This is a genomic window from Salinivibrio sp. MA607 (genome assembly GCF_001996245.1).
Lineage (GTDB): Bacteria > Pseudomonadota > Gammaproteobacteria > Enterobacterales > Vibrionaceae > Salinivibrio > Salinivibrio costicola.
This window is the reverse complement of sequence record NZ_MUFJ01000026.1, coordinates 24,015-45,095: the sequence shown is the minus strand read 5'-3', so window position 1 is coordinate 45,095 and position 21,081 is coordinate 24,015. Positions and strand designations below refer to the sequence as shown.

The following is a 21,081-nucleotide window of genomic DNA, read 5'->3' as shown; positions in this document are numbered from 1 at the left end:
ATATGAATAAATTCTTAACTTCTGGGATAAATTTGTCTCGTTTTCTTATAACTATAGGGTTATAAAGGTGATCGCGGCTGTTGCATAACACTGAGATTGTTCGGCTAGCCGCTTAAACGGGTGTTAACGCACGCAAAGGTCAATGAATCAAATCGCCACTTCTTAATGATAGGTATCGTGATCAGCGATCACCTGTTCTTTGATAGTTTGAAACGGATAAGATGCAAGGGCGCCAAACCCAGGTATGGCCTTCGCCTTAATTTTGGTATGAAGCGGTGACGATAGGCCGAGTAAAAAGCGCGTCATTGCCGCCGAAGTTGGCGTGCCGTCGCAAGCAGCCGCAAAGTGCTGACACCATGAGGATAACGCTTGCGCATCGATCGCCGGTAATTCTGGGCGCGGAGGTAAATGGGCGATCTCGCCTTGGCATACCGAGCAATGACCACAGGTGGTTGGTGCCGCATGATCACCAAAATAGTCGGCAAGGCGCTGACTAATACAGGTTGAAGAAGATAACAAGGTCAGTAATTGGTTGATGCGGGCAAGCTCGCTCTGTTCTTTTTTGGCAAAAAGGGCATACAGCGTCTCAGCTTGATCGTGAATATCAATCTCGTGGGTGTTCACGCCAAACACTTGTGTGGCTTGTTGTGTCGCGAGTGATAACCAACCTTGTTCGTTAAAGTACTCCAATGCAGTTAACGCGCGCTTTCTTTCTGCTCCAAAGCGTTGCCACAGTTGTTGGAAATCCATCTTGTACCAGGTTTTTGCTTTGATCGCGCATGCAAATAGCTGGGCAACAAATTCGCGTCGCTCACCATGGAATTTGGCCGTAATGGCGGCGGGTGACTCCACACACTGGAATTTCACATCGGCAAAGTAACTGTATTGGCTGGTGATCACGCCGGCCATTTCTAAATAAACGAGCAAGGTTTTAAGCGGTAAGAGCCGAATATTATATGTCCGTGAAAGACTATGGAGCATGACTTCCCATTGTTGACCTGCCTGTTGTACTTCTTCCAGTAACCCCTGAATCGCCATTTTGTCTGGCGTATCGCCGTAGATAAAATTCTCTAGTACATTCAGACTCGACTGGTTAGCGAGTACCGTGCAGGTCGCCTTGTGACCATCCCGTCCCGCGCGGCCAATTTCTTGGCTGTAGTTTTCAATCGACTTCGGCAAATCAAAATGGATGACACGGCGAATATCCGCCTTATCGACGCCCATCCCAAAGGCGATGGTCGCAACAATACATGGCGATTGGCCCGACATAAATGCCTCTTGTATCGACACGCGAACATCGTGACTCATACCGGCATGGTAAGCTGTCGCGGATATATGCTGGGATTGTAACCACTGGGCGATATTCTCCGCGGTCTGCTGCTGGGTGACATAAATGACGGTCGGCAAATCGGGGTCGGGCTTTAACTGCTCAACCAGCGCTTGCCGTTTTTGCGTCTCTTCCACGGCGACCACATTTAGATGCAGGTTAGGACGATAAAACCCCGTTAATGTGATGTTATTTGCCGGGATGGCAAACTTCGTCTGCATATCCTCAACCACAGCCGGCGTTGCGGTGGCGGTGAGAAGCAAGACTTGCGGAATATTTAATTGCTGTCGGTAAGCAGGGAGTTTGAGGTAATCAGGACGAAAATTGTGTCCCCATTCAGAGATACAATGCGCTTCATCCACCACCAATAACGAGATCGGGATAGGAGTGATAAACTGGCGAAAACGTTCGTTATTCAAACGCTCGACTGAAATCATCAGTACCTTGATGTCGCCGCGACGGACTTGATCCATCACTTGTTTGGTTTGTTCGGGTGTCTGCGTTGAATCGATGGTGGCCGCTGGGATGCCTTTGCGGGTCATAAATGCAAGTTGATCATGCATTAATGCCAGCAAAGGCGAAATCACCAATGTTAAGTGGGGCAGCTGTGTGGCCGGCAATTGATAGCATAATGATTTACCTGCACCGGTGGGAAAGATCGCACAGGCCGATTCACCTTGCATCACCTGCGAGATCACTGCTTCTTGTCCCGCACGAAATGACGAAAACCCAAAAATTTGCTCAAGTGCTTGTGCCAACATGCCGTCTTTCCCCTACTTTTAACCAAGTGTCTGTTTATGAACAGGCGGGAAAAGGTATCGGCTATGTGCCGAGGTTGCAAGCACAGGCGGTATGCGTGCGAGCGACCCCATTATCTTCAATAAGTGGGGTCGATCTTTTCTTAACGGATGCGAGAGCTATCACAGCGCCTTAATCAGTGCTGCGATCTCATCCCACCTTTGCTCATCAATCAACTTGGCGGGCACCATCCAAGTACCGCCACATGCCAGTACAGAGGGCAACGCGAGATAATCGCTCACGTTTTCTTCACTCACGCCGCCGGTTGGCATAAAGCTGACCGGGTACACCGCAGATAGCGCTTTTAACATCGCAATGCCTCCCGACGCTTCCGCGGGGAAAAACTTCAACGTATCAAGACCAAGTTCCATGGCTTGCTCGACCAAACTCGGGTTGTTGATCCCAGGGACGATGGCAATCCCACGTTGTTGGCAATGTTTTACTGTAGTGGGATTAAGCCCAGGGCTAACAATAAAATCCGCCCCAGCGTCAATCGCAGCATCGACTTGTGCAGGCGTCAGTACCGTTCCGGCACCAATCAGTAGCTCGGGATAGGCATCGCGCATTTGGCGGATAGCACTGGCAGCCGCGTCGGTACGAAAGGTGATTTCGGCGCACGGTAAGCCATTGTCGACCAAAGTTTTAGCGAGCGGCACGGCATCGTCCGCATTATTAATCGCAATCACCGGCACAATGCGAATTGCCTTGAGACGTTGGTGTAGTTCAGTCATGGGATTCCCTTATAGTAAAATGCTTAATAGCGCTACGATAACAAACGCGATAGTCCCGAGCAGGGTTTCCATCACAGTCCAAGTTTTTAGCGTGGTTTTTTCATCCATTTCGAGCAAACGTGATACGAGCCAAAAACCCGAGTCGTTGAAATGCGATAAAACGGTAGCTCCACCGGCAATCGCGATGACAATAAAGCATAAATCGAGTTGAGATAAGCCGACAGTGTGCGACACCGTGGGCGCAATCAGCGCGGCTGTGGTTGTGAGTGCAACGGTGGCTGAGCCTTGTGCGACACGCAAGCAGGTAGCAATCACAAACGCGGCCAATATTATCGGCATCCCTGTATCTGACAGCATGTTGGCGAGTGCTTCACCAATGCCGCTAGAACGAAGTACGCCTCCAAACATCCCGCCCGCACCGGTCACCAAAATCACCGCACAAATCGGTGCCAATGAGTCAGAGCACAGCTTTTCCATTTTACTCTTACCCAGCTTTTGGCCGAAGACCAGCAAACAGGTCAATAGGGTGATGAGCAGTGCAACCGGTGTTTTACCCAGCATACGCAGAAAACCAACCCATGGGTTTTCGCCGTCAACGATACCTGCAACACTGAGTGCGTTTAAGCCTGTGTCGAGGAAAATTAGCATGACAGGTAGGAGTAAGATCATCAGCACCGTAGAAAAGGTGGGATGGTCCTTTTTGTTTTTAAACATCACTTCTGTATTTAAAAACGCCTTCGCAAGGGGAATATTGAATTTCTTGCCGGCATACAAACCAAATAAATAACCGCCTAGATACCAAGTGGGTAGCGAAACCAGTAGCCCAACGACCAAGAGAAGACCCATATCTGCGCCGAGTAAATCTGAGGCCGCAACGGGGCCGGGGTGCGGGGGAACGAAGGTATGCATAACCGCAAATGCACCCGCGACGGGTAGGGCATACTTTATCGGTGAGCCACCTAAACGTTTCGCGACACTAAACATAATGGGCATCATCACAATCAGCCCCGCATCAAAGAAGATCGGAAAGCCAAATAGTAGAGAAGCGATACCCAGTGCAAACGGAGCACGGGCTTCGCCAAAGCGGTCGATCAGCGTATCGGCCAATACATTTGCGCCACCGGTGACTTCGAGAATTTTACCAATCATGGCGCCGAGCCCAACGAGCAAGGCGACCGACGCCAGGGTGCCGCCAAACCCTGTCATCATGGCCGGCACTACCTTATCGGTAGGGATCCCCGTGGCCAAAGCAGTGATTAAGCTGACCAATGTGAGTGATGCAAACGCATGCACCTTAAGTTTCATTATCAGTAGTAATAACAACGCGATAGCGCCCAATGCTATCAAGAGTAAAGTAGTGGGTTCAGGGCTTTGTGCGAGTAGTTCCATGGCTCACCTCTTCCGACCAGGATGTTTGTGTTAAACTTCACAAATCTCAACGTTACCGGTAACATGTTACCGGTAACCACACTAAGATAAAGACAATTATTGAATGCGTTATCAAAAATGAGATCTGGTTAAAATCTCGCTAAGGAGTGGGTATGACAATTGGCAGTGTGATTGTGATGGGCGTCAGTGGCTCGGGGAAAAGCACCCTTGGCGCAAAGTTGGCACAGCGCTTAGGGGCAAAGTTTATTGATGGAGACGACTTACACCCGCGTGCGAATATCGAAAAAATGGCGACGGGTAAGCCGCTTGATGATCATGACCGAACTCCCTGGCTGGGCCGGATTAGCGATGCCGCTTTTAGTTTGGAGCATAAACATGAATATGGCGTGATTGTGTGTTCAGCCTTAAAGCGCCGCTATCGAGACCAGATCCGAGATGGCAATCAGAACGTTACCTTTTTGTTTTTGGACGGAGATTATGCGTTGATCCTCGCAAGGCTTCGAGCGCGCAAAGGGCATTTTATGAAAACCTATATGCTGGATAGCCAGTTTGCCACGTTGGAGGTGCCGGGTGACGATGAGCCTGATGTGGTCCGAGTCGGCATTGATGCAGACATTGATACTGTGGTGACACGTGCAGTGAACGCTTTAAAAGACAAGGAGGATGCCGAATGACACATCCGACATTGATGGCAGTGACAGAGGCGTTATGCCAGCGCAGCCAACCGACGCGCATCGCGTTTTTGAATCGGACTCAACAGCAAGCCGATACCGGGAAAGCGCGTACCAGTTTGTCTTGCGGTAACATGGCGCATGCGGTGGCGGCGTCGTGCCAACAAGACAAACAGCACATGCTGGATATGACCACCGCCAATGTGGCGATTATCAGCGCCTATAACGATATGCTGAGCGCGCACGCGCCCTATGCTGACTACCCTGAACAGATCAAAGCCGCTTTGCTGCCGTTAGGTCATACCGCGCAAGTGGCAGGTTGTGTGCCTGCGATGTGTGATGGAGTGACCCAAGGCCAACCGGGAATGGAAATGTCATTGTTTTCACGTGATGTGATTGCACAGGCGACTGCGATATCGCTGAGTCACAATGTGTATGACGCAACATTATTGCTTGGTGTATGCGATAAAATTGCACCGGGACAATTGATGGGCGCGCTGGCCTACGCCCATTTACCTACCTTATTTATTCCCTCCGGCCCAATGACAACGGGCACCAGCAATGATCAAAAAGTGGCGGTGCGTCAAGCCTATGCGGCAGGCGAAGTAGGCAAAGACGCATTACTCGCCATGGAATGTCAGGCTTATCACAGCCCGGGAACCTGCACCTTCTATGGTACGGCCAATACCAATCAACTGGTGCTCGAGGCGATGGGATTAATCTTACCTGGCGCTGCCTTTGTCCCACCAGACTCAGCGTTGCGCCAAGCGTTGACTTGCTATGCAGCGACAGCGTTAGCCTCTCAGTGTGCCGAAAGTGCAACTTACCGACCATTAGCCGATGTGGTGACTGAAAAAAGCGTGGTGAATGGTGTGGTTGCGTTGTTGGCTTCAGGCGGCAGCACCAATCATACCATCCATTTGGTGGCCATGGCGCGAGCAGCAGGGATTATCCTAACGTGGGAAGATATTGATGCGCTCTCTCGTGTAGTGCCCTTGCTGACTCGAGTCTACCCCAATGGGCCGGCCGATATTAATGCCTTTGAAGCGGCCGGAGGCGTACCGACGTTAATGGCTCACTTACATGCGCTAGGGTTATTGCATGCCGATACCTTGCCTGCCGTCGGCCAATTTAGCGACCAGCTGACCACACCACGATTAGATCAGGGGCAGCTTGTTTGGGAAACCGCCACCCCATCAACCGACACAGCGGTCATTGCCCAGCCCGGTTTACACTTCAGTGCAACTAGTGGTTTGCGCATGCTGTCTGGCAATATGGGTAACGCGGTGATCAAAGTCTCAGCGGTTGATCCCGCGCATCGCGTAGTTTGTGCGCCCGCACGGGTGTTTGAGTGTCAGCACGAGGTCGAGCAGGCCTATCAACGCGGTGAGCTCAACCAAGATGTGATTGTGGTGGTGCGTTTTAATGGCCCTGCTGCTAATGGGATGCCAGAGCTCCATAAACTCATGCCTATTCTCGGCAATGTGCAAAAAATGGGTTATCAGGTCGCACTGGTAACAGATGGCCGGTTATCCGGCGCGTCAGGCAAAGTCCCTGCGGCCTTGCATGTCTGCCCGGAAGCCATGCATGGCGGTGCGTTGGCGTCCATTCAAGACGGCGATCTGATCACATTGGACGCGAATACTGGCGTATTGACCTGCCATGCTGACTTATCTCAACGATATGTAGCTAATACGCCTCAAGCTGCTACAACCTGGGGACGTGATTTGTTTGCTGCGGCGCGTCAGCAGGTGTCTCGCGCCGATGAAGGAGCGACGTATCTATTTCCGTGATCGCTCGGTCAACCGTGATGGTTACAAGCTGCCACCGTCTGTGATGGTGTGTGGGATAGCATGCACTTTTTCGGTGATAGTTTCACCGCTTAATGCTTGAATCAAAAGTGTCGCGCTGCGCTCACCGATTAACTCTCGAGGCGTCGCGACACTGGTGAGTCTTGGGCTGACCACAGTGCCAATATCCAACGCATTGTAGCCGACAATGCTAAGCGTTTTAGGTACCTCAATGTCCTGCTGTTTACAGGCAAGTAACGCACCGACGGCGAGGTCATCATTGGTACAAAACAGCCCGTCACAATCTGGATACTGAGCCAAGGTTTGGTTAAGTAAGGTCTCGCCTAAGCTGAATGAAGAATGCTCCTCGGTGGCAACACAGCGAGGAGTGAGTCCTGCCTGTGTCATCGCGCGTTCGTACCCTTTTTGCCGCAGCTGAGTGCGGGTATCCAGACGAGCCGCCAAATACACAATCTGCGTTTTATCTTTGTTGATCATCGTTTGAACTGCATCATAAGCGGCTTGCTCATGATCAAGCCCAACTGCCATATCAATCGGCGTTTCTGGAAGCTCCATGGTTTCTACCACAGGAATGGCGGCGGTTTTTAACATTTGTAACGTACGTGGGGTGTGGTTAGTTTCAGTGAGGATTAAGCCATCCACTTGATAAGAGAGCAAAGAGGCAATTTTCTCTTCCTCTGCCTGCTCGCTATAGCCGGCGTGCGTAATCAAAATGTCGTAGCCATGTGCCTTAGTCACGCGTTCAATGCCCTGGACTAAATGAGCAAAGACTTGGTTAGACAATGAAGGAAGCACAATTCCAATGGCTTTGCTCGATGATTTAGATAACATCGCGGGCACACGATTTTGTATGTATCCCAATTCTTCAATCACCGCCGCAATCTTGTCACGTGTCGCAGGGGCGACTGACTCCGGATTGCGCATATAGCGCGAGACTGTCATTTTGGTCATCCCGACGCGGTCAGCAATATCTTGTAAGGTGGCCCGGTTTCTTTTTTCTGTCATCTCATGCACTAGCCGAAAATGTTACATGTAACATTAGAGCAATCTGACCGCCGATTAGCAAGAAAAACTGGTAGGTGGAATTAGGTCTTTATTGAGAACGCACACTGACGATTTTGAATTAAGGCGCCACTTTTCCGCGCAAAGACTTAGTCTGGCTCTTACGCTTTTTGGATTCTACGCGGCGGCGTTGTGACGCTTTGGTTGGCCGAGTTGGCTTGCGTTTTTTCTGCTCCACCATCGCGCTTTTAATTAGCGCAGCGAGGCGTTCTAACGCGTCTTCTCTGTTTAGCTCTTGGGTGCGGTAGTTTTGCGCTTTTATCACCACGACGCCGTCTTTGGAGATGCGTGAATCGGACAGTGTCATTAAGCGTGCTTTGTAGGCATCAGGCAGTGACGAGGCGTGAATATCAAAGCGCAAATGAATGGCACTCGACACTTTATTGACGTTTTGTCCGCCTTTCCCAGCGGCGCGGATGGCCGTGAGCTCGATTTCACTGTCGGGAATCGCTACTTTGTTGGATAGAGTCAGCATACGGCCTCAAATATTAACAAGAGGCGCGCAGTGTACATAGCATTAGGCCTGTGGCGCAAATAAGCCTGCAGGCCGAGTCTTTTTGAGTCGTTAATCGGCACTTTAGGGTAAATCAAATACCAGTGTTTGGCTGATTTCGTTGCCGACATTACTAAAGGTGATGTGACGGATATCTTCGACTTTCGCGCCATCACCGGGAGAAAGAGATGTGTTTTCAACCTTAAGAGTGCCCGCAACTTGATGCACATAGGCGTTGCGTCCTGCCTCCAAAGCGAAGGTAACAGACTCACTCGGCGCCAAGACAAGTTGCAGCAAACGTGCCTCTTGTTTTATTTTTAACGAGCCATTCTCACCCGTTGGCGTCGCAATGACGGTAAAGCCGGGTTGGTTGCCAAAATCTTTTTGCTGATAGCCCGGCTCTCCGCCTCTTTCGTTAGGTTCAATCCAAATCTGTAAAAAACACAATGGCTGGGATGACGAGGCATTATATTCACTGTGATAAATACCACGCCCAGCCGACATCAGCTGGAACTCGCCAGCGGGTAGAGTTTGTCGGTTGCCTTGACTGTCTTTGTGTTCTATTGCTCCTTCCAGCACCAGACTGATGATTTCCATATCACGGTGTCCATGGGTATCAAAGCCCGCGCCGGGCGAAACGATATCATCATTGATCACACGTAGTGCAGAGAAGCCCATATGATGGGCATCGTAATAGCTACCAAATGAAAAGGTATGGCGGCTTTGTAGCCAACCAAAGTTGGCCTGACCGCGATCGCTGGCATGACGTACTGTAATCATAACGCTTCTCCTCACTGATTCGATGTTGAACAGCGGTGACGCTGAACAATAGATGCAGTGTAGAAACAAAAACGCCGTGCGAACACGGCGTAATCTTGTGCATCTTGTTCTAAAACATTGAACGAGTATTGTGCAGGAGAAATAGCACGCATCAGATAATGTACTAAAGCTTAAATGTTTCCATGCGTGTTTTTAAGTTATGCGCAAGATTGCTGATTTGGTCACAGGCAATCGCTGTTTGCGTTGCCCCCTCGGCCATTTCCGTTGAGGCACTATTAATGTTCTCAACGCTGCGGTTAAGCTCGTTAGAGACAGAGCTTTGCTCACTGCAGGCGGTAGCAATTTGGGTACTGCGTTGGGCGATATCATCAACAGAGACTTCAATTTCCCGCATTTGTTCGCCGGTATCGCTGACCGTTTCTACACATTGCGTAATGCCTGTTTGGCATTCATGGCTGGATTCGCGGACCTTAGTCGTGTTTATTTGCAGTGTCTCGATGGTATTAACGATTTGCTCGGTCGATTCTTGAGTACGCTGTGCCAGTGAGCGAACCTCATCGGCTACCACAGCAAACCCTCGGCCTTGCTCACCGGCACGGGCTGCTTCTATCGCCGCATTCAAAGCAAGTAAATTAGTCTGCTCGGCAATACCACGAATCACATCAACCACGACATTAATGTCTTCGGAGCTTGTTTTAAGTTGCTCTGTTAACGTCTCTGAGTCTTGCATCAATCTAGATACGCGTTCAATAATGCTAACCGCATCGGCTAATGAACCACTCCCTTTTTTTGCTATATCTGCTGCCGAATGCGCTGATGTTGCGCCTTCTTCGGTATTTTGTGCCACTTCACTGACAGCGGCTTGCATCTGGGTCATCGCTGACGCCACCGATCCAAGCTCTTGCTGCTGGTTTTGCATACCTGACGCATTTTGAGATGAAATCGCACTCACTTCTTCAACGGCGGCAGTTAACTGAATAGTAGAATCGTTAATTTCTGATACCAATCCGTGAAGATTGTTTTGCATCGTCACCAATTCTTTGAGTAAGGAGCCAAGCTCATCTTTGGACAAGTCCTTTTCATCAAATTTGTTGTTGAGCTGACCTTTGGCAATACTCGATGCAAACGCGAGCGCTTTACCGACTGGGCGAGAGATAGCGCGAGAAAGCAGAATAGATGCAGCCATAATCACTAAAATGATCACAAGTGTTCCAATGGCTGCATTTATCTGAGCGGCGGTTGCTGCACTCTGGGCTTCTGCCCCAATTTGCTTTACTAAGTCATCGTTTAATTCGAGTGTGTTATCCAAGCTTTTTAGCGCATCGGAATAGGTCCCAAAACTGGCTAACACGACTTCATTCGCTTTGTCAGGATCGTCATTTCTTAAAAGCTGGTTATAAGACTGGGTTTCCTCAATGTACTGATTCCACGTTTTCTTAAACACATTAAATGATTGTTTTTCTTGTGATGTGAGGTCCAGAGCTTGATAAGCTTTGATCCCAGCTTGTACATCGGCACGCCATTGGTCGAGATCGTTTAACCATTGCGATATTTTTGGGTTACCGCTGTTTGGTAGCAGTGAAAATTCATCTTTTCGGACTTTGGTGATGTCGACCTGGATGCCTTTTAATATTGATACCGAGGGGAGACTTTTGTTTGAAAGTTGTGTGATATCTTTACTTATCGAGGATAGGCCGAGCATAAACATGATGGCAACGGAGGCAAAAACGATAAAAACGGCAATAAAACTGAGCCCTATTTTTTTGACAACACTAAGATCTTTCATCATCTGCTTTCCTGTTCATCGCGCTTATGAACTAGCGCAAAGGTGTTTTGTAACAACATTAAGCTAAGCGTAGACGATTTAGATGATAAAAATATTATTAATTGTGAGAGAAGGATATAAACGCGCGGAGGGAAAACCGAGGAGTAACTTGTTATGAAAGCGGGCCGTTAATCTTGAATGCTATTAGACCCGCTTTTCTGGGGGATGCGTGCTATTTCCTTGCTGTCAGTTCGAGAGGACGGCACACGATTTGAGGTGTTTAAAAGTAAAAATAGCTAGTAATGTGACCACTCATCTCTTCGTTCTCCCAGTGCTGGTAGCGTGCTTTACTGCGAATAGACCAATCATCGGTGACGCGCCAGTGCCAAGTCATATCGACTTGTGATTGTGTCAGGGAGGAACGATTAAGCAGCGGCAGATACTGTGCTTGCACGCCGAGACGATGGTCATCAGCAAGTTGCCATAGCAATCCTGATTCTATGCCGGTTGCTAGATTAAATTGGTTATCGCTGGCGTCGCCATGAGTTAATACTGTTGACCACAAAGCGTAGGCATGTAAACCGTCACTTTCTCCCCACGACTGACCTACGCCCCCTTGGGCAAACCAACGGCTATCTTGTCTCTCGGTGCCTGGTAAACGGTCAAAGCCTGCACGGATATTCCACGATAGACTAGAGAAAACCCGTTTTTTCGGCGCGATTGTCATTGCATCGATCAGATAAAGCTTATCCAGTTGCGTATTACCGTTTTCATCGTGACTGATAGCGACATCAACAAAGCTGATTTGTGCGCCGGGCACAAAGCCATCTTGGGGATCCATTAAGTCATGGTATGCCGCGCGCCATTCAAGCGAGAGGGCATCGAGACCGTTTTTTGCGGTTCTTGCTCCAAAACCAATACGTGTAGAGCCGTGCCCTTTATCCGGCGATACATTGATATTAGCTACGGACTCAAACGGAGAGGCTGCACTGACTTGGCTGCGCATGCTGAGTAATTTAGTGAGGCGCTGCGCATAGGGATCTCTAGGAAGTGCTTGATCATAAAAATCAAAATTGAGCCACTCGTAAGCAAATTCATAAATAGCGGCCAATTGCTCGTCAGTATATTGCTGATGGTCAGGGAAATGGCCACTTTTCGCTTTTTTCGCGGCTTCAAACACCGCAGGAGAGGCTTGTTGCGACATATTTAATAGGCGAGTGCCAAACGAGGCACGAAAACTCGGTGTCTCAATCAAGTCATTACTGGCTAGCGTTTTTACTGTATCTGACGGGATCGCTTGAAACGGGAAATCATCGACCAAACTTAAATCATCGCGAGCCAACTGAAGCAATGCGAGCAGTTGGTATGAGCAGTTTTCGTCAAGAAAGTAGTAATCGAAGGTCGCGCTTTGCATCTCCCACAAATGCAGCAATACACGATTTACCTCTTGCTCGGACAAGTTAAGGGGATATTCCCAAATATCTCGCGATTCAATGTCGTTATACTCGCGAACCTTACGATAATAAGGCATCACAGTAAATTGCCCCGGGTAAGCGCCAAACAGCCCCTTTGCGGCATACATGGCGGCATTGTCATCTTGGCTGGGTTCGGCAGCAAAATTGACTGCAAATGCCACCAATTCTTTATTTCGTGTTTGATCTTGTGCGTCAATTCGCAACAGCGTATGGCCAAACATTGATGAGGGATTGTTCATAAATGCCGTTGGAAAAACCAGCGTCATGCCGTCTGGATCAAGCACCTTTTGCCAACGCTCAAGTTCAGGGCAATCGAGTTGTGCAGTGCGTCCTGCTTTAGACTCGAGCCATGTAAAACGCGCGGGATATTGACACCTTGCTGCTTTTGCAACGGAGGCATCGGCATGGTAAAGCGCATTAATTGTCGCTGCTAGCTCTTGTTGCGGGTGTGTCTTTCCGTTAGCGGCAAGGAAAAAATCTTCTGAATCAACCGTACTTTCATAGCCTGATAACGTGTTAGGTAGATAGTGAATCAGTTTTAGCCAGTATGCTTGGTTGGCCAAGGAGGGAATATCAAAGTCACTATTTTTCGTAACAGTAGCGGTCTTAGCAAACGTAGCCGTGTTGGTAAAATCAGGCGTACTCGCAAAAGCCGGCGCGCTAAAGAGAGAAAGAATGATGAGACTAAGACGAACAAATAGCGAGGTGCGAGAATGAATAAGTCTCATATCAGTACAACGATTCACGTCCAGAAACATGAAAGTGCCCAAGTAGGGCACTTTCGTACTTAATAACCGCCACTGTTTGGCGGATAACCGTCAAGCGTTATACCGCTTAAATTTTATACGTTGAAAGCTGCTCGTTTTGCGCTACAACAGTATTTAGGTTGGTCAGTACTTCTTGTGAAGTGACTTGATCAGAGGTTACGATCGATGCAAAGTTTTGCTTAGCAACGTCGTTAAATGCTGCTTTGTCTGCATCTTTGATGCCCCAAACTTCAGAAAGCGTTGCCAACGTTTCGCCTTCGCCACGTGCGATATCACGCGCTAGGTTATCCATGTTTCCGTCAATGAACATGGCTAGCTTCTGCTGCGAATCAATGGTGCCTGTGCCATCACAGCCTAGCGTACCAAAGGTGATGCCAAAGGTTTGGTTACCAGAGGTGCCGTTTGTGGTGGCGCCGAGTACTTTGTAAACCTTTCCTTGTTGACCATCAAATACCATTGTGCCGAGACCACAGCCGATATCTGAATCTGCCAATGCCGCGCCAGAGAGTGGAAGGGTAGCAAGTGCAGCAATAGCGATAAATTTTTTCATGGTAATCCTTTTGATTAAAAGTGTTGCAACTAGAGTTTACCTCATAATAGCTTCTCAAAGGTGAGATTATTAGGCAGGAAAACCCTAAAAATTTGGTGTGATGATTATATTGACTGTTTTGTATAATTTCAACGACACCTTTGAAACGTGGGATTAGCTGCTCAAAGAAAGAGAAATAGCGAGCTATAATACTTTATGCGGGCCAAAGCACTCATAGTGGAACTGTTCGTCAGGGACGCCCAAGGCGCGTAGTTGGGTTTGGACATGCTGCATAAAGCCAACTGGGCCGCAGAGATAAACCTGCACCGTGACTGGAATGAACGTATCGCTCACCGCAGTCAGATCCATCCATCCGGTATGATCAAAGTCTTGTCCAAGCGTATCCGCGGGTTGAGGTTGGTTATACCAAATGTGCGTCTGGATATGCCTGTGCTGACGCGCGAGGTTGCGGACAGGATGATTGAAAGCATGCAGTTTGCCGTGCTCGGTAGCATGCAGCCAAGTGACGGGCGCATCATGTTCGGTCAGGCTTTCTAACATCGCTAACATTGGCGTTACGCCCACCCCGCCAGAAATTAATACGACGGGCGTACCCTGATCCACGTTCAGTTTGAGATCGCCCGCCGGTGGCGTGAGCATCACAGTACCACCAACAGCTAACTCATCATGTAAGTAGTTGGAGACCTGACCGTGTGGCTCCCGTTTTACCGAGATCTGATAATGCTGGCCGTTAGGCGCGTGTGACAAACTGTATTGGCGAATTTCTTGATGTTCAAAACCGGTATGATTAACGACGATGCCAATGTATTGTCCGCCCGTAAAAGGCGCGACGGGCTGACTGTCTTTAGGTGCAAACACAAAACTGGTGACCTGTTCACTTTCTGGACGTTTTTCAACCAACACAAAATCGCGTAGCCCTTGCCAACCGCCCACTTGATCATGGCTGTCTTGATAAAGTTGTTGTTCCTTTGCGATAAACACATCCGCCAGCACCTGGTACGCCTCCGTCCAGGCATCTAGTACCGCTTGTTCGGGGGCGAGTAACTCATCAATGGTCGCTAATAGATGCTTACCTACAATGGGATAGTGTTCGGCTTTTACCAACAAACTAGTGTGTTTGTGGGCGATTTTTTCTACTGTGCCAAGGAGGGCAGGTAAGTTATCGATATTCTGCGCATACGCACAAATAGCATTGAACAACGCCTCACGTTGATCGCCATTTTGCTGGTGGCGCATATTAAAAACATCTTTTAATTCAGGGTTGTGTTGGAAAAGCCTCTGATAAAAGTGGGTCGTCAGCTTCGGGCCTGTTTCGGCGAGCACAGGGGCAGTTGATTTAACAATATCAATGGTTTGTTGGCTTAACATCAGCGTCTCTCTAAACATGTATATTTAATGCATGTTTTAAGTTGTATCTCAAATATATCTTTTAATCAATCGAAGAATTACAATTTGACTGGGTAGTAAGAGGTACACATGCAACTAACCAGCTTTACAGATTACGGACTTCGCACCTTGATTTTTCTGGCATCCTTGCCAGAGGGTGAGCTTACCAACATTACCGAGGTGACGCGCTTGTTTGGTGTGTCGCGCAATCATATGGTGAAAGTCATCAACCGTTTAGGGCAGCTGGAGTATATTCAAACGGTGCGTGGGAAGAACGGTGGTATTCGTCTGCTGCAAGCGCCGACAGCGATTACCGTCGGACAGGTGGTACGCGATCTTGAACCTCTAGAACTAGTTAATTGCTCGGTCGAGTTTTGCCATATCACTCCAGCATGCCGTTTAAAAGACCGATTAGCGAAAGCCAAACAAGCATTTTTAAATGAGCTGGATACATGCACCATCGATGCACTTATTAACGACAATCGCGAGTTAATGATCCTACTCACCCGCCCTTAACATGCAAGGACAGCATTAAGTGAACTTATGGCAAATCAAACCGCAACGGATACCTCATCGAAACAATCTGCCGTGAATCGCAACAGTAAAAATCTGACTATATTGTGGGAGCTTATTGCGTTTATCCGCCCTTACCGTTGGCAAGTGAGCGCGGCATTGCTGGCTTTGGTTTTTACCGCATCATTAACACTCTCGGTCGGACACGGCGTTCGGCTTTTGATCGACCAAGGCTTTGCACAGCAATCACTGGTTGAGTTGGGTAATGCGGTACAGTTTATTTTGCTGATCACGGTATTAATCGCGATCGGCACCTTTTTCCGGTTCTATCTGGTGTCATCGGTAGGTGAGCGGGTCAGTGCCGATATTCGCCAAGCGGTGTTTGATCATGTGATTGATCTGCATCCGAGTTATTTTGAAACCCACGGCAGCGGCGAAATTATGTCGCGGATCACCACAGATACCAGCTTGCTGCAAAACATCATCGGCTCCTCTTTTTCCATGGCGATGCGCAGTGCGTTGCTGTGTGTGGGCGCTATCATCATGCTGTTTGCCACCAATATTAAACTGACCTTAATTGTGCTGGCCTCCGTGCCTTTTATTTTGGTGCCCATACTTATCTATGGCCGTCGCGTGCGGGCGTTGTCGCGGCAAAGCCAAGATTCGATGGCGGATGTGGGCAGCTATGCCGGTGAAGCCATCACCAATATTAAAACCGTGCAAAGCTTCGCGGTAGAAGATCACGCCAAAGCCGCATTTGGGCAAGAGGTGGAACGTGCCTATCACATTGGACGCGAGCGCGTGAAACAAAGAGCCATTCTCATTTCCGGGGTGATCGTGATTGTGTTCAGCGCGATTACAGGGATGTTATGGGTCGGCGGTCGCGATGTGATTCAAGGCACCATGTCGGCAGGCGATTTGGGCGCCTTTGTGTTTTTCGCCATCATGGTTGCCTCTTCCATGGCCACCTTGTCGGAAGTGCTGGGGGAGTTGCAGCGCGCGGCTGGCGCGACGGAGCGTTTGGTGGAGCTTTTACACGTGCAAAGTCATATTCGTACTCCCGCTACCTCACCGATTGTTGATGCCCAATCACTGAGCAATGATATTCGCTTTGAAGCGGTGCACTTTCATTATCTCACGCGGCCCCATCAGCCGGCGATTGATACGCTGAATCTTGCTATTCAGCCTGGTGAAGTCGTGGCGTTAGTGGGGCCATCGGGGGCCGGAAAAACGACGGTCTTTGAGTTACTGCAACGCTTCTACGATCCGCAGTCGGGTGCGATTACGCTGGGAGGACAAGATATTCGCCGCTTGTCCCCGCAAGCCTTGCGCCAACAAATGGCATTGGTGCCGCAGCAACCGGCATTGTTTAGCGATAATGTGATAGGAAACATCCGCTACGGCAGGCCAGACGCCAGTGAGCAAGCGGTGAAAGAGGCGGCAGTTCAAGCGCACGCTGACGGCTTTATTCAGCAATTACCGGACGGCTATCACAGCTTTTTGGGCGAGCGTGGTGTGCGGCTTTCGGGCGGCCAACGGCAGCGAATTGCGATTGCCCGCGCAATTCTCAAGGACCCACGGATTTTATTGCTCGATGAAGCCACCAGCGCGCTGGATAGTGAAAGTGAGCATGCGGTACAACAAGGATTGGCCACCTTGATGCGCAATAGAACGACCTTGATTATTGCTCATCGTTTGTCGACCATTCAACATGCTGATCGCATTGTGGTGATGGATCAAGGTAAGTTGGTGGATGTGGGCAGTCATACCGAGTTGTTGGCACGCTGCCCTTTATACCAGCGCTTGGTAAAACGGCAATTTAACCCTTCTTCAAGTTACTAAGCCTTGTTTTCCAAGGCTTTAATCTGTTGGTCAATCTTTTCCGCTTCTTCGGTGAGTAGTGAGTATCCTCTGATATCGCCATTGCGTTGAGCTTCAAAGGCTTGTTGTTGTTTGGCGTCGTACTGCTTTTTTAGCTTTTTAACCGGATTCGGCTTTAAAAATGAGAGCATAGTGGATCCTTTTAGATAGATGACTGCTTTCAGTACGACATTAACCTACGCTTAGATGACCGCTTGCTGTGACTAGAATGAATACGTCACGCCCAGCGCGCCGCCAAGTTGCAACTCTGGGCCGCCGTGGAAGTTAAGCTCTGGATGGACTTGGCCGTAGGCAGTGATCTGCTTGGTGATTTCCCAATCTAATCCTATCGGTAAACGAACGCCATAGTCGTCGTCCCACTCGGCCCAGCCACCAGCGCCTACATACCAATCAACCGGGATATCGGGATTATCAAAAGTGCCTTGTTGAAAAAGATAATCAAACGCGGTGCCATCATTGCCGAGGGTAAAACGGTATTGATCGTCGATTTCCAGTACAGCGCTTAGTTGTTGATCAACGGCGAGACCCGCCGAGATGCTGGTTTTTTCTTGCGCCACCGCTTGAGTGGTGAGACCAAGTGCGAGCAGGAGACCGAGAGCGATAGGTTTCATAGTGTGCCTTAATACTGCTTTTTCAGATGGCACAGAATGTAGCGGTGTTCGGAGAACAATCTGTCAAGCGTTTGTCAGCGACATTTAAAAGTTCATACCCTTATGTCAACGTTTGCCCAGAGAAAGCCATTCATAAAAAAGGCGAGCCGAGCGGCTCGCCTTTAACATCACTCTTTCCGCGAGCGGAACGGATTACTCATCCATATAGTTTTCAATGCTAGGGCAAGAACAAATCAAGTTACGGTCGCCGTAGACATTATCGACACGGTTGACCGATGGCCAGTATTTGCTTGCCTTATTATGGGCAGATGGGAAGCAAGCCAACTCACGTGAATAGGCGTGAGACCACTCGTCTGCCATCAGATCCGCTTGGGTGTGAGGCGCATTGACCAATGGGTTGTCTTCCAGCGTCCATTCACCGTCTTGCACCTTGGCAATTTCCTCGCGGATGGCAATCATGGCATCACAGAAGCGATCCAATTCCTCTTGGCTTTCACTTTCGGTCGGCTCAACCATCAGCGTACCCGCGACCGGGAACGACATGGTCGGCGCGTGGAAGCCATAATCCATCAAGCGTTTAGCAATGTCTTCTTCGCTGATGCCGGATGCCTCTTTGAGAGGACGAATATCGATAATACATTCGTGCGCAATGCGTCCATTTTTGCCGCGATAAAGCACAGGGTAGTAAGGACGCAAACGTTCCATCACATAGTTGGCACTGAGAATCGCCAACTCGGTCGCGCGCGTCAGGCCTTGTTCACCCATCATGGCGATGTACGCCCATGAAATAGGAAGAATCGAGGCGCTACCCATAGGTGCAGCCGAGACGGCAAATTCGTCGCCTTGCTCCACATGACCGGGAAGGAAAGGCGCAAGGTGCGATTTCACGCCAATCGGTCCCATACCTGGGCCGCCGCCACCGTGGGGAATACAGAAGGTTTTGTGCAGGTTGAGGTGCGAGACGTCTGAGCCAATGTAGCCCGGCGTTGTCAGCCCCACTTGCGCATTCATGTTGGCGCCATCCAAGTAAACTTGGCCGCCTGCCTCGTGCACCAGCTCGCACACTTGCTGCACGGTTTCTTCGTACACACCATGTGTCGATGGGTAGGTGATCATAATGCACGAGAGCGCATCTCGGTGTTTATCGATCTTGGCTTTCAGATCATCAATGTCGATGTTGCCATCGTCATCACAGCCAACTACAACCACTTTCATTGAGACCATGGCTGCGGAGGCAGGGTTGGTACCGTGGGCGGAGCTTGGGATCAAGCACACGTTGCGGTGACTGTCACCACGGCTTTCATGGTAGCGCTGAATCGCGATTAATCCCGCATACTCCCCTTGCGCGCCTGAGTTCGGCTGCATGGAGATCTCGTCGTACCCGGTGATTTCACACAGCATGTCACGCAGTGATTTACCCAGAGTTTGATAGCCTTTGGCTTGCTCCAATGGCACAAACGGGTGCAGGGCGCCAAACTCTGGCCAGGTGACGGGGATCATTTCGGCCGCGGCGTTCAGCTTCATGGTACAGCTGCCCAGCGGGATCATGCCGTGGGTGAGAGAGAAGTCTTTGTTTTCCAACGCCTTCATATACCGCATCAGCTTGGTTTCACTGTGATAGCGGTTAAAGACAGGGTGCGTCAGGTATGCACTGCTGCGGCGGCATACTGCAGGGATCGCGGCAAATTCATCGGCTTCAATGTCGCTCGCCACGGCATCTGCATCGCCTTGACCGGTGAGTGCGGTGAGCAGTTGATTGACTTCTGCCAGTGTGCTCGCTTCATCAAAGCTCGCGCCAAGTTGGCCATCCAGTTTACGCAGGTTAAAACCGGCGTCCTGCGCTTGTTGATACAAGGCATCGGTTTGATCGCCCGTGTTAAACGTCACGGTATCGAAGAAGCTATCGTGCGCGAGGCTCAACCCGGCTGCTTGTACCGATTTGGCGAACAGCGCGGCGAGGTGATGCACGCGGCGAGCAATTTTCTTTAAGCCTTCTGGACCGTGATACACCGCGTAAAAAGCAGCCATGTTGGCCAGCAAGGCTTGAGCGGTACAAATATTGGAAGTCGCTTTTTCACGGCGAATATGTTGCTCACGCGTTTGCATCGCCATGCGCAGGGCTTGGTTGCCTTTGCTATCGACCGATACGCCAATCACTCGGCCAGGCATGGTGCGCTTTAGCTTGTCGCGTGTCGCCATAAAGGCGGCGTGTGGGCCCCCGTAACCCATAGGCACACCAAAGCGTTGTGCCGACCCAATCACTACATCCGCGCCCATTTCACCCGGCGCTTTAAGCAAAGTGAGTGAAAGCAGATCGGTAGCAACCGCGACCAGCGTCTTCTTGCTTTGTGCTTCTGCGATAAGCGCACTGAGATCGCGCACTTCGCCGGTGGTGCCGGGGTATTGGAGTAGGGCGCCAAATACATCGTGCTGATCCAGCTTGTCCGTGTCATCAACAATGATGTCAAAACCTAAGAAGTTGGCACGCGTTTTAATCACATCCAAGGTTTGTGGGTGCACATCGCTGGCAACAAAAAAGGCGTTGCCTTTGTGCTTGCCGCCACGCTTACACAGGGTCATGGCTTCCGCCGCGGCAGTGGCTTCGTCGAGCAGCGACGCGTTGGCCAAATCCATCCCCGTTAAGTCCATTACCATTTGCTGGAAGTTCAGTAAGGATTCTAATCGGCCTTGCGAGATCTCGGGCTGATAGGGCGTATAAGCGGTATACCAGCCAGGGTTTTCCAGCACATTACGTAAAATAGGCGGTGGGGTATGAGTGTGGTAGTAACCTTGGCCAATCAAGCTACGCTTTATCGTATTTTGCGTAGCAATGTCGCTCAGTTCCGCCAGCATCTGGGTTTCGCTTTTCGGCGCACTCAGATTAAGCGGCTTCGGCAAACGGATATCCGCAGGAACGGTTTCTTCAATCACATGCTCAAGGCTGGTGGCATTGATCGCCGCCAGCATAGCGTCTTGTTGTTTGATATCCGGTCCATTGTGGCGAGCAATAAAATCGCTATCAGCCACTAAGCTATCGAGTAAACGCGTTTTAGTCATGATATTCGTCCTGA

17 protein-coding genes are annotated in these 21,081 nt (G+C 49.8%); 4 read left to right on the top strand and 13 right to left on the bottom strand.

Features of this window, described 5'->3' with window-relative positions; translation table 11 throughout:
• Positions 1-162: 162 nt before the first annotated feature.
• The 3 genes from BZG81_RS12185 to BZG81_RS12175 all read right to left on the bottom strand — a co-directional run bounded on the left by BZG81_RS12185 (position 163) and on the right by BZG81_RS12175 (position 4,245).
• A complete protein-coding gene (locus tag BZG81_RS12185) occupies positions 163-2,088 on the bottom strand; it encodes a RecQ family ATP-dependent DNA helicase (protein ID WP_077677503.1) in 1,926 nt (641 codons plus the stop codon).
• A gap of 159 nt (positions 2,089-2,247) precedes the next feature.
• A complete protein-coding gene (locus BZG81_RS12180) occupies positions 2,248-2,856 on the bottom strand; it encodes a bifunctional 4-hydroxy-2-oxoglutarate aldolase/2-dehydro-3-deoxy-phosphogluconate aldolase (RefSeq protein WP_077677502.1) in 609 nt (202 codons plus the stop codon).
• Positions 2,857-2,865: 9 nt separating this feature from the next.
• Positions 2,866-4,245, bottom strand: coding sequence for a GntP family permease (locus BZG81_RS12175; RefSeq protein ID WP_077460901.1), 1,380 nt, complete (start codon positions 4,243-4,245; stop codon positions 2,866-2,868).
• A gap of 152 nt (positions 4,246-4,397) precedes the next feature.
• Here BZG81_RS12175 and BZG81_RS12170 point away from each other — a divergent pair, with 152 nt between their 5' ends.
• Both BZG81_RS12170 and edd read left to right on the top strand, forming a co-directional pair.
• Complete coding sequence (locus BZG81_RS12170) at positions 4,398-4,919, top strand: gluconokinase (RefSeq protein WP_077677501.1); 522 nt, start codon at positions 4,398-4,400, stop codon at positions 4,917-4,919.
• Entirely contained in the window at positions 4,916-6,709 is a 1,794-nt protein-coding gene (gene edd / locus BZG81_RS12165) for a phosphogluconate dehydratase (protein ID WP_077677500.1), read from the top strand. Before BZG81_RS12170 ends, edd begins: the two co-directional genes overlap by 4 nt.
• 21 nt (positions 6,710-6,730) lie before the next feature.
• Here the strand turns inward: edd and BZG81_RS12160 are convergent, their stop codons facing one another.
• The 7 genes from BZG81_RS12160 to hmpA all read right to left on the bottom strand — a co-directional run bounded on the left by BZG81_RS12160 (position 6,731) and on the right by hmpA (position 14,987).
• Entirely contained in the window at positions 6,731-7,732 is a 1,002-nt protein-coding gene (locus BZG81_RS12160) for a substrate-binding domain-containing protein (RefSeq protein WP_077460904.1), read from the bottom strand.
• 118 nt (positions 7,733-7,850) lie between these two features.
• Positions 7,851-8,264 carry an alternative ribosome rescue aminoacyl-tRNA hydrolase ArfB gene (arfB, locus tag BZG81_RS12155; protein WP_021022988.1) on the bottom strand — a complete coding sequence of 138 codons (414 nt, stop codon included), beginning with the start codon at positions 8,262-8,264 and terminating at the stop codon, positions 7,851-7,853.
• Positions 8,265-8,366: 102 nt separating this feature from the next.
• Entirely contained in the window at positions 8,367-9,062 is a 696-nt protein-coding gene (locus tag BZG81_RS12150) for a pirin family protein (RefSeq protein WP_077677499.1), read from the bottom strand.
• 163 nt (positions 9,063-9,225) lie between these two features.
• Positions 9,226-10,851, bottom strand: a complete 1,626-nt coding sequence (locus tag BZG81_RS12145; RefSeq protein WP_077677498.1) for a HAMP domain-containing methyl-accepting chemotaxis protein — start codon at positions 10,849-10,851, stop codon at positions 9,226-9,228.
• Positions 10,852-11,107: 256 nt separating this feature from the next.
• Positions 11,108-13,030: an Lnb N-terminal periplasmic domain-containing protein gene (locus tag BZG81_RS12140; RefSeq protein WP_241827390.1), complete on the bottom strand. Its 1,923-nt coding sequence runs from the start codon at positions 13,028-13,030 to the stop codon at positions 11,108-11,110.
• Positions 13,031-13,136: 106 nt separating this feature from the next.
• Complete coding sequence (locus BZG81_RS12135; protein ID WP_021022964.1) at positions 13,137-13,619, bottom strand: DUF3015 domain-containing protein; 483 nt, start codon at positions 13,617-13,619, stop codon at positions 13,137-13,139.
• A 183-nt stretch (positions 13,620-13,802) separates the two neighbouring features.
• Positions 13,803-14,987 carry an NO-inducible flavohemoprotein gene (gene hmpA, locus BZG81_RS12130; RefSeq protein WP_077677497.1) on the bottom strand — a complete coding sequence of 395 codons (1,185 nt, stop codon included), beginning with the start codon at positions 14,985-14,987 and terminating at the stop codon, positions 13,803-13,805.
• A 108-nt stretch (positions 14,988-15,095) separates the two neighbouring features.
• On the opposite strand from hmpA, the gene nsrR reads away from it, so the two are divergent.
• A complete protein-coding gene (gene nsrR, locus BZG81_RS12125; RefSeq protein WP_077668966.1) occupies positions 15,096-15,521 on the top strand; it encodes a nitric oxide-sensing transcriptional repressor NsrR in 426 nt (141 codons plus the stop codon).
• A gap of 27 nt (positions 15,522-15,548) precedes the next feature.
• Positions 15,549-17,360: an ABC transporter transmembrane domain-containing protein gene (locus BZG81_RS12120; protein ID WP_077677496.1), complete on the top strand. Its 1,812-nt coding sequence runs from the start codon at positions 15,549-15,551 to the stop codon at positions 17,358-17,360.
• On the opposite strand, the gene BZG81_RS15510 is transcribed toward BZG81_RS12120, so the two are convergent.
• The 3 genes from BZG81_RS15510 to gcvP form a co-directional block, all read right to left on the bottom strand.
• Positions 17,357-17,530, bottom strand: coding sequence for a DUF6435 family protein (locus BZG81_RS15510; RefSeq protein WP_108743183.1), 174 nt, complete (start codon positions 17,528-17,530; stop codon positions 17,357-17,359). The genes BZG81_RS12120 and BZG81_RS15510 overlap by 4 nt on opposite strands.
• 72 nt (positions 17,531-17,602) lie before the next feature.
• Positions 17,603-18,010, bottom strand: coding sequence for a hypothetical protein (locus BZG81_RS12115; protein ID WP_077668964.1), 408 nt, complete (start codon positions 18,008-18,010; stop codon positions 17,603-17,605).
• A gap of 192 nt (positions 18,011-18,202) precedes the next feature.
• The gene (gene gcvP / locus BZG81_RS12110) at positions 18,203-21,067 is read right to left on the bottom strand and encodes an aminomethyl-transferring glycine dehydrogenase (RefSeq protein ID WP_077677495.1); all 2,865 of its coding nucleotides are present in this window, start codon (positions 21,065-21,067) and stop codon (positions 18,203-18,205) included.
• Positions 21,068-21,081 lie beyond the last annotated feature (14 nt).

What these genes read in the sequence shown, in the direction of transcription:
- hmpA (WP_077677497.1), bottom strand. Translation starts at nt 14,987, where the DNA reads ATGTTAAGCCAACAAACCATTGATATTGTTAAATCAACTGCCCCTGTG.
- BZG81_RS12175 (WP_077460901.1), bottom strand. Translation starts at nt 4,245, where the DNA reads ATGGAACTACTCGCACAAAGCCCTGAACCCACTACTTTACTCTTGATA.
- BZG81_RS12120 (WP_077677496.1), top strand. Translation starts at nt 15,549, where the DNA reads ATGGCAAATCAAACCGCAACGGATACCTCATCGAAACAATCTGCCGTG.
- BZG81_RS12160 (WP_077460904.1), bottom strand. Translation starts at nt 7,732, where the DNA reads ATGACAGAAAAAAGAAACCGGGCCACCTTACAAGATATTGCTGACCGC.
- BZG81_RS12115 (WP_077668964.1), bottom strand. Translation starts at nt 18,010, where the DNA reads ATGAAACCTATCGCTCTCGGTCTCCTGCTCGCACTTGGTCTCACCACT.
- BZG81_RS12135 (WP_021022964.1), bottom strand. Translation starts at nt 13,619, where the DNA reads ATGAAAAAATTTATCGCTATTGCTGCACTTGCTACCCTTCCACTCTCT.
- gcvP (WP_077677495.1), bottom strand. Translation starts at nt 21,067, where the DNA reads ATGACTAAAACGCGTTTACTCGATAGCTTAGTGGCTGATAGCGATTTT.
- BZG81_RS12185 (WP_077677503.1), bottom strand. Translation starts at nt 2,088, where the DNA reads ATGTTGGCACAAGCACTTGAGCAAATTTTTGGGTTTTCGTCATTTCGT.
- BZG81_RS12145 (WP_077677498.1), bottom strand. Translation starts at nt 10,851, where the DNA reads ATGATGAAAGATCTTAGTGTTGTCAAAAAAATAGGGCTCAGTTTTATT.
- edd (WP_077677500.1), top strand. Translation starts at nt 4,916, where the DNA reads ATGACACATCCGACATTGATGGCAGTGACAGAGGCGTTATGCCAGCGC.
- BZG81_RS12150 (WP_077677499.1), bottom strand. Translation starts at nt 9,062, where the DNA reads ATGATTACAGTACGTCATGCCAGCGATCGCGGTCAGGCCAACTTTGGT.
- BZG81_RS12140 (WP_241827390.1), bottom strand. Translation starts at nt 13,030, where the DNA reads ATGAGACTTATTCATTCTCGCACCTCGCTATTTGTTCGTCTTAGTCTC.
- BZG81_RS12170 (WP_077677501.1), top strand. Translation starts at nt 4,398, where the DNA reads ATGACAATTGGCAGTGTGATTGTGATGGGCGTCAGTGGCTCGGGGAAA.
- BZG81_RS12180 (WP_077677502.1), bottom strand. Translation starts at nt 2,856, where the DNA reads ATGACTGAACTACACCAACGTCTCAAGGCAATTCGCATTGTGCCGGTG.
- nsrR (WP_077668966.1), top strand. Translation starts at nt 15,096, where the DNA reads ATGCAACTAACCAGCTTTACAGATTACGGACTTCGCACCTTGATTTTT.
- BZG81_RS15510 (WP_108743183.1), bottom strand. Translation starts at nt 17,530, where the DNA reads ATGCTCTCATTTTTAAAGCCGAATCCGGTTAAAAAGCTAAAAAAGCAG.
- arfB (WP_021022988.1), bottom strand. Translation starts at nt 8,264, where the DNA reads ATGCTGACTCTATCCAACAAAGTAGCGATTCCCGACAGTGAAATCGAG.